The sequence below is a fragment of the Candidatus Neomarinimicrobiota bacterium genome (assembly GCA_022560655.1).
Classification (GTDB): domain Bacteria; phylum Fidelibacterota; class Marinisomatia; order SCGC-AAA003-L08; family TS1B11; genus JADFSS01.
Genome location: JADFSS010000022.1, coordinates 1 through 14,089, shown reverse-complemented (window position 1 = coordinate 14,089; position 14,089 = coordinate 1). Strand labels below are relative to the sequence as shown.

Below are 14,089 nucleotides of genomic sequence, written 5' to 3'. Positions count from 1 at the left end.
GCATGGTAAAGCACACCCTGGACATCAAGGATACCGATCCGCTGGCCCTGTTGGGCGTAAGCGATCGCCATCTGCAAATTCTCACCGAAGCATTTCAAGTGCAGCTGGTGGCTCGCGGTGGGAACATCACCATCCAGGGCGATGAGGAAAAGGTCAAACAGGCCGAAGCAACGATTCGTGACATGATCGTCACCATTAACCGCAAGGGGTCGCTCTCCCCCGACGATGTGGCCGCGCTGATCCAGGTGGCTGCCAATGGGCAGGCCGCGCCAGTCCGGAGCGACATGCCGGTGATCGTCTACACTCACAAAGGAGAGGTAACCCCCCGCACCGCCGGTCAGCGCGCCTATTTCGAGGCCATGCTCAAGAATGACATTGTCTTTGCCATCGGACCTGCGGGCACGGGCAAGACCTACCAGGCAGTGGCGGTGGCTGTGGCCGCCCTCAAGTCCCGGCAGGTTGACCGCCTCATCCTGACCCGTCCCGCTGTGGAGGCCGGAGAGCACCTGGGATTTCTCCCCGGTGACCTCAAGGAGAAGGTCGACCCTTACCTTACCCCCTTGTACGATGCTCTGCAGGACATGCTGCCCCACGACAAACTGCGCAGCTACCTTGATCAGCAGGTCATAGAGATTGCGCCGCTGGCCTACATGCGGGGCCGCACGCTCAGCAGCGCATATGTCATACTTGACGAGGCCCAGAACGCCACCGCGACCCAGATGAAGATGTTCCTCACCCGCCTGGGGGTCAACTCCAAGGCCATCATCACCGGCGACATCACCCAGATCGATTTGCCTACCAGGGAGGAGTCGGGCTGCATCCAGGCTATGCACATCTTGACGGGGATCGATGGGATTGGCTTTTGCCATCTTACCGATCAGGATGTGGTGCGCCATCCGCTGGTGAAGGCCATACTCAAAGCCTATGAGGCTTCGCCGGCGGGCCGCACCGACGCCGCGGAGTAACGCCTTGGTGCTCCCCGACGTCGTTATCACTGCCTACGCCCGCACACCGGTAGGGTCCTATCTGGGCAGCCTGTCAGGTCTGCCAGCACCGAGCCTGGGCGCCGCCGCTATCTCCGCAGCCCTGACCCGTAGCAGGTTGTCCCCCGAGCAGGTGGATGAGGTTATCATGGGCAATGTTCTTTCGGCTGGCGTCGGACAGGCCCCGGCCCGCCAAGCCGCTCTGGGGGCGCAGCTGCCCAACACCGTGGAGACCCTCACCGTCAACAAGGTTTGCGGCTCCGGGCTGAAGGCCATCATGTTAGCCAGCCAGGCGATCCAGACCGGCGACGCAGGGATTATCATTGCCGGCGGCATGGAGAGCATGAGCAATGTGCCCTACTACCTGAACGGTGTGCGCCAGGGGCTGCGCATGGGCAATCGCGACATGGTTGACGGGATGATACACGATGGCCTGTGGAATGTGTACAACCAGCTGCACATGGGAGGCTGCGCCGAGATTTGTGTACGGGAGCGCCGTTTCAGCCGTGAGCAGCAAGACGAACTTACGGTGCGCTCGTACAAACTGGCCCTTGCGGCGCAGGACGGCGGTCTGTTTGAGGGCGAAATTGTCCCCGTGGAAGTGCCGCAGCCCAAAGGCTCGGCGGTAGTGGTCAGCAAGGATGAGGAGCCCGGTAGGGTAAATTTTGACAAGATTCCCCACCTCAAGCCGGTCTTCGAGGACAGCGGCACCATCACCGCCGCCAACGCCAGCAATCTCAATGACGGCGCTGCTGCAGTAGCGGTCATGTCCCGCCCCCGAGCCGACGAGCTGGGCATCAAGGCGCTGTCCCGCATCGTGGGCCAGGCATCGGCGGCCCATGCGCCGGAGTGGTTCACCACCGCCCCGTCCAAGGCCGTCACCAAGGTGCTGGAGAAGACGGGACTGACGCTTACGGACATCGATCTGTTTGAGATCAACGAGGCCTTTGCCGTGGTGGCCCTGGCCGCCATTGACGAGCTGGACCTCGATCCCGCCAAGGTGAATGTCCATGGCGGGGCAGTCGCGCTGGGCCACCCTATCGGAGCCTCTGGCGCCCGCATCCTGGTGACGCTACTCGGCGCCATGGAGCAGCGGAATGCAGGGCTGGGGCTGGCGGCCATCTGCATCGGAGGGGGCGAAGCGGCGGCGGTTATCATCGAGCGACAAACCGCTACGTCGTGAAACACGCTTGTTGAGCCGTTAAGGTGCCCAGCGACATTACCTCGCTCGGCGTTATTGGCGCGGGCACGATGGGCCACGGAATTGCGCAGGTTGGCGCTCAAGCCGGCCTGCAGGTCATCCTTGTGGATGTGGGTGATGAACTCCTTCGCGCGGCCATGTCTTCCATCGAGGCTAACCTGGCCCGACAGGTGGCCAAGGATGCGTTGACTCAGACTGCCGCGGACGCCACGCTGGGTCGCATTCGCACAGCGCCCCAACTTGCTGAGGTCAAGGAGGTCCAAATTGTTGTGGAGGCCGTCAGTGAGAACGCCGACCTGAAACGCGACATCTTCCGCCAGCTGGACGACGCGACCCCAGCGGGCACTGTCCTGGCCTCCAACACGTCTTCCATCTCCATCACCCTGCTGGGGGCTGCCACGGAGCGGCCCGACCGGGTCATCGGCATGCATTTCATGAATCCGGTGCCGGTGATGCCGCTGGTGGAGGTTGTCCGCGGGCAGGAAACCAGCGACGATACGCATGCGGCGGTGGTGGTGCTGGCTGAAGCACTGGGCAAGACACCGGTGACGGTAAACGATTTTCCCGGTTTTGTCTCCAACCGGCTGCTCATGCCCATGATCAATGAAGCGGCTTTCTGCCTCCTGGAGGGGGTAGCCGAGAAGGAGGCCATTGACGAAATCATGCAGCTGGGGATGAACCACCCGATGGGTCCCCTCGCCCTTGCGGACCTCATCGGTCTCGACACCTGCCTGTCCGTCATGGAAGTGCTGCACCGGGAACTGGGGGAGGATAAGTACCGGCCTTGTCCGCTCCTGCGGCGCATGGTGGCCGCCGGGGCACTGGGCCGGAAGGCAGGCCGGGGGTTCTACGACTACCGCTCTGCCAGACCCGCTAGCGGGAAATGATCTGCGTCAGGACCATGAGCACCCGTCCCGTAAATCGACCATGAACTTCAACCTGACGGATGAGCAGGCCATCCTACAGCAAACGGTGCGCCGCTTTGCCACGGAGGTGGTGGCTCCCGGTGCCATTGAGCGGGACGAAACAAAGACCTGGCCGACCGACATCGTGCGCCAGCTGGGCGAGATGGGCCTCATGGGCATGATGGTGCCAGAGCAATGGGGCGGCGCCGGGATGGATACGATTGCCTATACCCTGGCCGTTGAAGAGCTGAGCCGGGCCGAGGCCGCTCTGACGGTCATCATGGGCGTGAATAACTCCCTGGTCTGTGGCCTGCTGGACAAATATGGCAGCGATCCACAGAAAGAAAAGTATCTGACTCCACTGGCTCGCGGGGAGCAGCTGGGGGCCTTCTCGCTCTCCGAACCGCACGCTGGTTCTGATGCTACACAACTGCGGTGCAGGGCCGTCCGAGATGGCGACGAATACCGCATCACCGGCACCAAGAACTGGGTGTCCAACGGTATCAGCTCGGACCTTGTAATCCTATTTGCTGTTACTGACTCTGTAAAAAAGCATCCTGGCACGTCCTGCTTTATCGTTGAGAAGGGGTTGGATGGCTTTACCAGCGGTAAACCGGAGGACAAGCTGGGTATCCGCGCCTCGGACACCTGCGAGCTCTACTTCGACGACGTACGGGTGCCCGCGGCAAACCGCATAGGTAAGGAAGGCGAAGGTATTCACATGGCCTTGGCAATCCTTGATGGGGGGCGTATCAGCATCGCTGCCCAGGCCCTGGGGATTGCCCAGTCGGCCCTGGATCACTCACTGGTCTATTCCCGGGAGCGCGTCCAGTTCGGCAAGCCCATTGGCGAATTCCAGGCTATCCAGTTCAAACTGGCCGACATGGCCATCGAGATCGAGGCGGCCCGCTTGCTCGTCCGTCAGGCGGCCTTCACCAAAGATCAAGGTCAGCCTTTTGGTCACCTCTCTGCCATGGCAAAGGTGTTCTGCTCGGAGACGGCCATGCGGGCCGCCACCCAGTGCGTCCAGATACACGGCGGCTACGGTTATATACGGGAAACCGGCGTGGAGCGGCTCATGCGTGACGCAAAGATCACCCAGATTTATGAAGGCACGTCGGAGATACAGCGGGTGGTCATTGCCCGCGCATTGCAAAAGCAAGGCTAGCGGCGATGGATGTCATGAAAATGATGAGCCGGAACGACCATGAACAGGTCGTGTTCTGCCGTGAACCCGAACTGGGCCTCAAAGCTATCATTGCTATCCACGATACCACCTTGGGGCCTAGCCTGGGAGGATGTCGCTTTTACCCCTACAAGAGCGATGAAGAGGCGCTCAACGATGTGCTGCGCCTGTCTCGCGCCATGACCTACAAGGCTTCCATTGCCGGACTCAATCTCGGGGGTGGTAAAGCGGTCATCGTTGGCAATCCGGATACTGACAAGAACGAATACCTCTTTCGCGCATTCGGCCGGTTTGTAGAGGGTCTGGGGGGCCGCTATATCACGGCGGAGGATGTCAGTACGACCGTGCGGGATATGGAATGGGTGCGCATGGAGACCGGCTACGTGACTGGCATATCCCAGGCGCTGGGGGGCAGTGGCGACCCTTCGCCTGTGACGGCCTTCGGCGTATTCGTGGGGATCAAGGCGGCGCTGAAAATCAAGCTGGGGCGGGAGGATCTGTCAGGAATCAAGGTGGCCGTCCAGGGTGTTGGGCACGTGGGCTACAAGCTCTGTCGCTATCTCCACGATGACGGAGCAGAGCTCTACATATCCGACGTGAACCAGGACGCTGTGGATCGTGCCATGGCAGAGTTTGACGCCACCCAGGTGGACGGGGATACCATCCACGCCACCGAGGTAGACGTGTTTGCCCCCTGTGCCCTGGGAGCCGTGCTCAACGATAAGACGATCAAGGAGATTAGAGCGCCTATCATTGCCGGTGCGGCCAACAATCAACTGGCGGTCTCCAATAAACACGGTGCCGCCCTGCTCAAACGCGGCCTCCTATACGCTCCCGATTACGCCATTAATGCGGGCGGGCTTATCAACGTCGCCAACGAGCTGGAAGGGTATAACCGGGAACGCGCCTTTCGTCAGGCGGAAGGGATTTATTACACGTTGATGGAGATATTCAAGAAGTCGGAAGAGGCCAGTATCCCCACCAATCAAGCCTCGGATCAACTTGCGGAAGAGCGGTTGCGTAGCGTGGCTAAGATCAAGACCTTTTACACCTCGGGACCGGGCCGAACCGCAAGGGGAGGCTAAACAATCAGCCGACAGGCCCGCCGAGGCGCCCGGGAAATGGCGCTCCAGTGCCTATACGCTACGTCCATGACAGGTATGGGCCTGGACAGTGCCGCGGCCTTTGTCGTGGCGGAGGCGCAAGAGGTGCCCTCTGAGGAGGCGCAAGCCTACTGCCTGGCTCTGGCTAAAAGTACCCTGGAAAAAAGGGCCTGGGCGGACGCGCTCATCGCCGAAAAGCTGGAACATTGGGCGCTGGATCGCGTCACGCTTATCGACCGGCTTATCCTGGAACTCGCGCTCGTGGAAATGGTTAACTTTGAAAACGTACCCCTCAAGGTGAGCATCAGTGAGGCCATTGAGATCGCCAAGCGGTACAGTACGGACGAAAGCCCGGGTTTTATCAATGGAATCCTTGATGCGGTCTATCACGATATTCTTGATGGGAAATTGCCCGGGGATTAAGCGCTTGGTTTCGCCAGCAATATGAACATACTGAAAAAGCTGATCGGCGGCAGCAAATCCGATCGGGAGATTCGCGGCTTCCGTCCGCTGGTGGACGAAATCAACCGCATCTACGGTACACTGGAAAACAAGCCGCTGGAGTACCTTGTGAGCCGCCTGGATGAAATTCGCCAGGAAGTGAAAGCCGCCCGGGAGCTGGCGAAACAAGAATCGGCCGACAGCCTGGATGATGAAGAGATTTACCAAGCCGAGCAGGGTGCGCTTGATGACCGTCTCCCCGAAGTCTTTGCTATCGTAAAGGACGCCTGCCGCCGTCTGGTGGATAAAGAGTTTAAAGTGCTGGGCCAATCCCTGGTCTGGAACATGATCCCCTTCGACGTGCAACTGTATGGAGCCATTGTCCTGCACAAGGGCCGCATTGCGGAAATGAAGACCGGCGAAGGCAAGACGCTGGCAGCCACCATGCCCATGGTGCTGAACGCGCTTACCGGTCGCGGCGTGCACCTGATCACGGTGAACGACTACCTCGCTCAGCGGGACAGTCAGTGGATGGGCCAAATCTATGAGCTGCTGGGCATATCGGTAGGGTGCATCCTCAACCAGATGAGTCCCGAGGAACGCCGCAAGGTCTATGCCTGCGATATCACCTACGGCACCAATAATGAGTTCGGCTTTGATTACCTGCGTGACAATATGGCCGTTAGCCCTGAGGGCCAGGTGGAGCGGGATCACGCTTATGCCATCGTTGATGAGGTGGATTCGGTGCTGATCGATGAGGCCCGGACCCCACTGATCATATCGGGCCAGGTGGATAATCCCACCGATTCACACTACACGGATGTCAAGCCACAGGTCGCCCAGTTGGTACGTAGCCAGACTAATCTGGTCAACTCCATGGTTGCCGAAGCAGAGGATCTTTGGGAAAAAGAAGAGTATGCCGCCGCAACCAAACTGCTCGTTGCCAGCCGCGGAATGCCCAAGAACCGCAAACTGATGAAGATGTTTCAGGAAACCGGTGTGCAGACTGCGGTGCGGTCGGTAGAAAACGATTACTTGCGCGACAAGAAACTGAACGAACTGGATGAGGAGCTCTACTTTTTTGTCGATGAGAAGAGCCATATCATCGACCTTACTGATATGGGCCGCACGCACATTTCTCCCAACGACCCGGAGGCGTTCGTTATCCCTGATTTGGGCGAGGCATTTCACACCATTCAAAACGATGCCAGTCTCAGCCCGGAGGAGCAGCTGCGGCTGAAGGGAGAGGCGCAGGAACTCCACAGTGAGCGGAGCAATACGATCCACCACATCAGCCAGATGCTGCGGGCCTTTGCGTTGTACGAAAAAGACGTGGAGTACGTTGTCCAGGACGGAAAGGTGCTCATCGTTGACGAGTTCACGGGACGGATACTCCCGGGCCGCCGCTATAGCGATGGGCTGCACCAGGCGTTGGAGGCCAAAGAAGGGGTGGTTATCGAAAAAGAGACCCAGACCGTGGCCACCATCACCATCCAGAACTATTTCCGCATGTATGACAAGCTGGCCGGCATGACCGGCACAGCCGCCACCGAAGCCCAGGAGTTCGCTCAAATCTACAAGCTGGAGGTGACGTCTATCCCTACCCACGAGGCGGTCATACGGGTGGATGACGAGGACCTTATCTACAAGACCAAACGGGAAAAATATCGCGCCATTCTAGACGAGATTGAGTCACGGCACAAGGCCGGACAGCCCATTCTGGTAGGGACGATCACGGTGGAGGTGTCGGAAACGATCAGCCGCATGCTCAGGCGAAGGGGCATCCCCCACAACGTGCTCAACGCCAAGCAACATCAACAGGAAGCCGAAATCATCACCCGTGCGGGCCAGGCTGGAGCCGTGACCATCGCCACGAATATGGCCGGTCGCGGAACCGATATCAAACTGGGGCCGGGCGTCACGGAGTTGGGCGGACTTCATATTCTGGGCACCGAGCGACACGAGAGCCGCCGCATCGACCTGCAGTTGCGGGGACGTTCCGGCCGCCAGGGCGATCCCGGCAGTTCCGTATTCTTCCTGTGTCTCGAGGACGACCTCATGCGGTTGTTCAGTCCCGAGCGCATTGCACGCGCCATGGACCGTTTGGGTCTACCCGAGGGTGAGGTAATTACCCACCGGATTGTGACCAAATCCATTGAGCGAGCGCAGAAACGGGTGGAGACGCGCAATTTCGGCATTCGCAAGCACCTGCTGGAATATGACGACGTGATGAACAATCAGCGGGAGATCATCTACGACCGGCGAAACTATGCGCTCCGGGGTGACGATCTGCTCCCCGAAGTTGAGAAAATGATCGGCGAGCTGGGGACCAGCCTGCTGCAGTCCGATAACGTCATGGTGGATGGGGCGCTGGATGTAGAAGCCTTCCGCCATGAGGCGGGCAATGCCCTGCTGCTGGATTTTCAGCTCAATGGGCAGGACAACGGCGAGCCGGATGATGTCCAGCAAATCTTCCGGGAACAGGCGGTGGCGCAGTATACCATGAAGCGCTCGCTGGCTGAGCCGCAGGCCTTTGCGTCGCTGGAGCGGTATGTCTTTATCCGCACCATCGATGAGAAGTGGCAGCAGCACCTCTACAGCATGGACCAGTTACGGGAGGGCATTAACCTGCGGGCCTACGGGCAGAAAAATCCGCTTCTGGAATACAAGTCAGAGGCGTTCGAGATGTTCGTGGAAATGCTGGACGATATTAACCGCACCACCCTCCGGCGACTATTCCAGGTGCGAATCTCCGGGCTGGAAGAGCAACGCCCCACCCTACAGCGGGTCGGCCGGCAGCTACAGACATCCCACGCTGAAGCGGTAAATATGGGTTTTGCCGGGTCTGCCGCTCCGGTCCCCGCGCCGGGCTCCGGCGACCAACTGGCAGCCGACGGCACGGAGGGCCCGCGGGTTCAGCTCCCCCCGGCTCAGCGGAAGCCCATTCGTGCATTGGACAAGGTAGGCCGCAACGATCCCTGCCCCTGCGGCAGCGGAAAAAAGTACAAGAAATGTCACGGCAGCTAGACGGACGCTTCGCCACCCGGGCCATTCACGTGGGGCAGCAACCTGACCCTACCACGGGGTCGGTCGTGCCGCCCATCCATCAGACCACCACATTTGCCCAGGAAGACATTGGTGTGCACACCGGTTTTGTGTACAGCCGGGCCCAAAATCCCACGCGCAGCAATTTGGAGCAGAATATCGCTTCCCTGGAAGGGGGCAGCTACGGCATCGCATTTGCCTCGGGTATGTCGGCCATCTCCTGTCTGGTGGCCCACTTCGGGGCCGGCGATCATTTCGTGGTGGGCGATAGCGTCTATGGCGGCACTTACCGGGCCCTCAGCCAGGTGTTCAACCGCAGTGATATCAAGTGCGACTGGGTGGATACCCGCTCCATCGACACCATTGCGGCGGCCATTACCCCGGCCACCAAAGCCATCCTCATTGAATCGCCCACCAACCCCATGATCACCCTTACTGACATCGAAAAATCTGCCCAGCTGGCACGGGACCGGGGGCTGCTCTGCGTGGTGGACAACACCTTTATGAGCCCATATTGCCAGCGGCCAATGGAGCTGGGGGCGCACGTGGTGGTCCAGAGCGTCACCAAGTATCTGGCCGGCCACAGCGACGTACTCCTGGGCGCCCTGATTACCAGCGACGATGAGCTCGCAGAAGATTTTTATTTCATACAGAAGTCCCTCGGAGCAGTACCCTCGCCCATGGACTGCTGGCTCACCTCACGTTCACTGAAAACCCTGGCCCTGCGCATGGAGCGACACTGCCACAACGCCCTGGAGCTGGCCCGCTACCTGGAGGGTCAGCCCGGTGTGGAACGGGTCTATTACCCTGGATTGTCCAGCCACCCCCAGCACGAATTGGCGGTCCAACAGCAACGTACGCCCGAGGGTGAACCCATATTTGGGGGCATGATCAGCTTGGAAGTGGGCTCGCTGGACCGCGCCCGGGCATTCATCGCCGCTTTGGAAGTCTTCATCCTGGCCGAGAGCCTGGGTGGGGTGGAGAGCCTGGTGGAGCACCCGGCCATCATGACCCATGCAGCTGTGCCCCGCGAGCGGCGCGAGGCTATTGGCCTCACTGATGGCCTCGTCCGGTTGTCTGTGGGGATTGAGGACCTGGTCGATCTGAAGGCCGATGTGGCAGCGGCTCTGGAGGCCCTGTCGTAGCGGGCCCGACTACCCCTGGCACTCCAGTCCCCCCCGGCTGCTAGAGTGCCATTCCCAATTCATCCCGTTCACCTGTGCAGCTTACCGGTATCCCACCATGAGGCGCCTAGCGTCCACCGACGGACCTTTCCCCACGCCCTCTGACCGGGCGGGCAAGGCCGGGAAAGTTCTGCTGGCCTGCTGTCTGGCCTTCTCTGCCGCTGCGGCCCAATCCACCAGTAATCACCACATCACCCTGTCGCTGCCAAATCTGTCGTTGGCGGCCACGGTTGATACGGTGGTGGTGCCGGTCACGCTCAGTAACAGGGGTGACGAAATTGGTGGTTTGCAGCTGGATTTGCGGCTGGGGGCGGCCCTCGAATTTCTCGCAACGGTCCGCACGACCTCCCGTACCCAAGGCTGGCAGTTTGACCTTACCACCATTCCGCAGAGGGCGGTCACCCGCATTCTGCTCTTTGATCCCGGTGGAGAGAACATAGCCATGGGGGATGGTCCGGTGCTGGAACTGGTGTTGGTACTCCCCCCTGAGGGCGCCATTCCTGCAAGGCTGCTACTGCTGGTGGACGCCGCCGTCGTCTCAGACCCGGTGGGAAGCGAATTGCCGGTGGTTACCGCAAACGGATCACTCTCATTTGGATCGCCAGTGACCCTCAAGGTTGGAGCCGTGGAGGCCGACCAGGGTGACCGGGTGCGGCTGCCGGTAGCCCTGTCGAACGAGGCGCCGGTCGAAGGAATCCAGTTCAGTCTGTCGTGGGACACGGCAGCGGTTGATCTCATCGATGTGATCATTGCGAAACGAGCCGCACGCCTGCAGCTGGAGTGGGCGCGGGACGACAGTGGCGCTTGGGTGTGGCTTTATGCCGCCTCCGGGAAAGGGCTGCAGCCGGGCGACGGCGACATCCTGTACCTAACTTTTTCCGTTGCACTGGGCGTTTTCCGGCAGACCCTGGAAGTGCGCGCCCGGGACGTGCGGGTCATGGAGGGATCCACCCGGCAACGCAGACTCGACGACACGATTTCCGGGCAAGTGTCGGTCTACCCAGGTTTTCTGGCCCCCCCGCGCGCTCTGGTAGCCGATTCCGGTCTGGACGCCACCGTCCCCCTGCGCTGGTCGCCTCCACCACATTCCGCGCGCGCACGGCCCCAGTTTACTGCGGGTGGCTCTGCCAGTGGGCCGCTAGCCCTCACCGGCTACCGTATTTACCGGGCTCTCGGGGATACGCTCATGCTTGACCAGGTGCCACTCCTTGCTACCGTCCCGCCCAATGTCCTGGCGTACGCGGATACAGGTTTGATAAGCGGGCTGGACTACACCTACACAGTCACCGCCCAGTATGCCGACAGCTTGGAGTCGGGCCCATCCAACAGGGCCACGGCGACACCAGCAAGCTGGGTGACATTTTCTTTGGGTCGGGTTTCTGCCTTTGCGGGGGGGCAGGCGGTAATCCCTGTCGGAATAACGAACGATCAGCCGGTGGCGGGAGTGCGCTTCGAGCTGCGTATCGAACCGCCCCACAGCCTCGGCGCGCTCAGGCTGGTGCTTGGCCCGCACAGCCCGCCCGATTGGGTCGCCGCCATGAATCTGGACACGACCGGGGGGGTTCTATCGGTGGTGGCCCTTTCCCCACGTCTCACGACCATGCGGCCCGGCGAAGGAGAGGCCTTCAGACTGGTGCTGACTGCCAACACTACTGAGCCGGCCACCGTACTGCTGATGGCTGAGAATGTTGTCATCTCAGATCTCCAGGGTAATCCCTTTCATACTCGCGTGCTAAACGGCTCTGTCGATGTCATACGACAGGTTGCCCGATTGCGGGTGGGAACCGGGGCTCCGACGCTGCCCGGTGACACGGGTACGGTGACCATCTTTCTGGACAATCCGTTGGCGGTGGTGGCGTTCCAGCTGGAGCTTCGAGCCGCCAGTGATGCGCTGCAGGTGTTGAGCGTACGAGCTGGCCCTCGTCTACCCCCTGACGGACGCGTGACTCGCATGGACGCAGGGCCCGGCAGGGTGCGGCTGATCGGCTCTTCGTTTTCCAACACCCCGATCATGCCCGGAATTGGACCTGTAGCTACCATCCTCTACCGGCTGGCCCCTGACGCGCCCGACGGCCTGATTGCCCTGGACCTGGTGGATGTGGTGCTGTCCGATGAAGAGGGCCATACATTGTCGTACTCAAGCACGGCAGGCGCGTTCCCCGCCGGTGCGATTCGGGCGGTTTTCGCTCCCGGCTCGGGTCAAGCTGCGCCTGGCCAGACGGTGACTTTGCCCGTGGGTCTGACAAACTCGGTGGAGCTGTGCAGCTTCAGCGCGACTCTCCATTTCGATGTCCGCTATCTGTCCCTGCTCTCCCTTGATCGTGCGGGCCGACTCGCCGATGGCAGCAAACTTGCCATCGAACGGCTCGCTCCCGGACGGGTACTGATGGGGTACGAGGCCAGTGCCGGCGAAGAGGTGCCGGCGGGGACTGGCGCGCTCATTGAGGCGGTATTCGTCATTGATCCGGGTGCTCCCGTGGACACCCTGCTGGCAATTAGCCTGCACAATGTCTCAGCCGAGGGCTGCCAAGACCTTGTCGTGTTTGCCATGGGCCAGCGGGGGGCGGTTTACGTTGGAAGACCGCCGCCGGGACCCATCCACTTTCGTGTGCAGCTCACGCCAACCGGGGTAACCCACTTCATCAAGGTGCAGGCCGCAACCTTGGGGGGTGCCTATCTACGGCCCGGGGATGAGCTGGCCGTGATCGACGCGTCAAATCCTTCCGGCCAAGGTAAAGGCTTCATGGGGCGCATCGTGGGCGCGGGGCTGATTCAGGCTGACGGCTCGACAGCAATTACGGCCATCATGGGGTTCACCCCCGAGCCAGGAGCCGCCCCGCTACCGGGGGCCGGGGCAGGCGCGCCCATCTACTTTCAGGCCTGGAATCGATCAGAGCAAATGGAGGGACAGCCGACTACAGACGCGCGCTTCGTCCTGGGCGCCGGCATGTGGGGCGAAAATAACGGCTTGACCATCGTTGATCTGGTCCGCGTCCCCGCCAAGGCCAGTCCGCCACCAAAACTCCAACTGCACAGGTTTCACGTGGAGCCCAGCACACCTAACCCCTTTGATAGTACCACTACGATCAAGTTTGGGCTAGCGGAGGAAGCGGAGGTTCGGGTTGCCATCTACGATCTGCTCGGACGTCAGGTCGTGACCCTGCATGATGGGAAGACCCCCCCGGGCCTGCATCAGGTGGTTTGGAACGGCTCCAATACGGTTGGCGCACCGGTCAGTAGCGGTATGTATTTTTACCAGGTGCGCACCCCGGACCAGACCATCACTCGCAAATTGTTATTGATGCGCTAGGACCGGTCCGGGGATTGAGGCGCCAGGCAGGCCCGCCACCGGCGGCAATCGGTTGTATATGGGCGCCGTGGGGCGGTAACGTTTGGCCTGAGGAACGGCGGGGCTCCTCAGCGCTCGCCGCGGTGGCGGAACTGGTAGACGCGCTGGGTTTAGGACCCAGTGTCCTTTGGACGTGTAGGTTCGAGTCCTATCCGCGGCACAGGCACCCAACTCGTGCATCATCGTCGCTATTGGGCGATAAACTCGATGAGCGCCTTGACCACCCCCTCGTCCCTGAGAATCCGTCGGTGGCCGAGACCCTCCGTGCCGATAAATTTGACATCGGGCAGACCCTGCGCAAATCCCACGCCTTGCTCGAACGCTACTTCCCGGTCCTCCTTGTCGTGAACCACCAGGAATGGCATGGCGAGTGAGGCCACCAGCCGGTCGGGCGAGTAGTCGTAAACGTGGACCTGCCGGGTGCGCTCGAAACGCTCAACGATCCAGGAGGCCAGCCGCGCCCTGACTTTGGGGGTCAGGCTGATTTTCTCGGCAAACTGGTCAAAGACATAGTCCATGGCGTAAGGCGCTGCAATGAGCGCCACTCTCTCTACGGCCAGTCTGTGCTTGTGGATTGCCGCCACGGTGGCGAGCCCTCCGAAAGAGTGCCCAACCATGGCATGCACGGGGGCAAAATCCGCGTGCAGGCGCGAGAGCAGTTCTACTATCTCGGGGAGGTTAGTCGTCTTGCC

General features: G+C 60.8%; 10 protein-coding genes and 1 tRNA gene. 10 read left to right on the top strand and 1 reads right to left on the bottom strand.

Annotated elements, in window-relative coordinates:
• Window positions 1–2: 2 nt before the first annotated feature.
• The 10 genes from IH971_04990 (at window position 3) to IH971_04945 (ending at window position 13,557) form a co-directional block, all read left to right on the top strand.
• Window positions 3–965, top strand: a complete 963-nt coding sequence (locus IH971_04990) for a PhoH family protein (GenBank protein MCH7497189.1) — start codon at window positions 3–5, stop codon at window positions 963–965.
• Window positions 925–2,166, top strand: a complete 1,242-nt coding sequence (locus IH971_04985; protein ID MCH7497188.1) for a thiolase family protein — start codon at window positions 925–927, stop codon at window positions 2,164–2,166. The genes IH971_04990 and IH971_04985 overlap by 41 nt, the downstream gene beginning before the upstream one ends.
• 68 nt (window positions 2,167–2,234) lie before the next feature.
• Entirely contained in the window at window positions 2,235–3,071 is an 837-nt protein-coding gene (locus tag IH971_04980) for a 3-hydroxybutyryl-CoA dehydrogenase (protein MCH7497187.1), read from the top strand.
• Between the two features lie 40 nt (window positions 3,072–3,111).
• The gene (locus IH971_04975) at window positions 3,112–4,257 is read left to right on the top strand and encodes an acyl-CoA dehydrogenase (GenBank protein ID MCH7497186.1); all 1,146 of its coding nucleotides are present in this window, start codon (window positions 3,112–3,114) and stop codon (window positions 4,255–4,257) included.
• Between the two features lie 5 nt (window positions 4,258–4,262).
• Window positions 4,263–5,360 carry a Glu/Leu/Phe/Val dehydrogenase gene (locus IH971_04970; GenBank protein ID MCH7497185.1) on the top strand — a complete coding sequence of 366 codons (1,098 nt, stop codon included), beginning with the start codon at window positions 4,263–4,265 and terminating at the stop codon, window positions 5,358–5,360.
• A 36-nt stretch (window positions 5,361–5,396) separates the two neighbouring features.
• Complete coding sequence (gene nusB, locus IH971_04965) at window positions 5,397–5,801, top strand: transcription antitermination factor NusB (GenBank protein ID MCH7497184.1); 405 nt, start codon at window positions 5,397–5,399, stop codon at window positions 5,799–5,801.
• A gap of 21 nt (window positions 5,802–5,822) precedes the next feature.
• The gene (gene secA, locus IH971_04960) at window positions 5,823–8,846 is read left to right on the top strand and encodes a preprotein translocase subunit SecA (protein MCH7497183.1); all 3,024 of its coding nucleotides are present in this window, start codon (window positions 5,823–5,825) and stop codon (window positions 8,844–8,846) included.
• Window positions 8,831–10,009 (top strand): PLP-dependent transferase, encoded by a 1,179-nt coding sequence (locus tag IH971_04955; GenBank protein ID MCH7497182.1) that lies wholly within the window; start codon window positions 8,831–8,833, stop codon window positions 10,007–10,009. Before secA ends, IH971_04955 begins: the two co-directional genes overlap by 16 nt.
• Before the next feature lie 97 nt (window positions 10,010–10,106).
• Window positions 10,107–13,358 (top strand): T9SS type A sorting domain-containing protein, encoded by a 3,252-nt coding sequence (locus tag IH971_04950; GenBank protein MCH7497181.1) that lies wholly within the window; start codon window positions 10,107–10,109, stop codon window positions 13,356–13,358.
• A gap of 116 nt (window positions 13,359–13,474) precedes the next feature.
• Window positions 13,475–13,557, top strand: a tRNA-Leu gene (locus IH971_04945).
• A 28-nt stretch (window positions 13,558–13,585) separates the two neighbouring features.
• On the opposite strand, the gene IH971_04940 is transcribed toward IH971_04945, so the two are convergent.
• The coding region (locus IH971_04940; protein MCH7497180.1) for an alpha/beta hydrolase at window positions 13,586–14,089 on the bottom strand (504 nt) is incomplete at its 5' end.

Bases quoted from the DNA above. Each gene is read 5' to 3' on its own strand.
- IH971_04990 (MCH7497189.1), top strand. From the start codon at position 3: ATGGTAAAGCACACCCTGGACATCAAGGATACCGATCCGCTGGCCCTG.
- IH971_04985 (MCH7497188.1), top strand. From the start codon at position 925: ATGAGGCTTCGCCGGCGGGCCGCACCGACGCCGCGGAGTAACGCCTTG.
- IH971_04980 (MCH7497187.1), top strand. From the start codon at position 2,235: ATGGGCCACGGAATTGCGCAGGTTGGCGCTCAAGCCGGCCTGCAGGTC.
- IH971_04975 (MCH7497186.1), top strand. From the start codon at position 3,112: ATGAACTTCAACCTGACGGATGAGCAGGCCATCCTACAGCAAACGGTG.
- IH971_04970 (MCH7497185.1), top strand. From the start codon at position 4,263: ATGGATGTCATGAAAATGATGAGCCGGAACGACCATGAACAGGTCGTG.
- nusB (MCH7497184.1), top strand. From the start codon at position 5,397: ATGGCGCTCCAGTGCCTATACGCTACGTCCATGACAGGTATGGGCCTG.
- secA (MCH7497183.1), top strand. From the start codon at position 5,823: ATGAACATACTGAAAAAGCTGATCGGCGGCAGCAAATCCGATCGGGAG.
- IH971_04955 (MCH7497182.1), top strand. From the start codon at position 8,831: ATGTCACGGCAGCTAGACGGACGCTTCGCCACCCGGGCCATTCACGTG.
- IH971_04950 (MCH7497181.1), top strand. From the start codon at position 10,107: ATGAGGCGCCTAGCGTCCACCGACGGACCTTTCCCCACGCCCTCTGAC.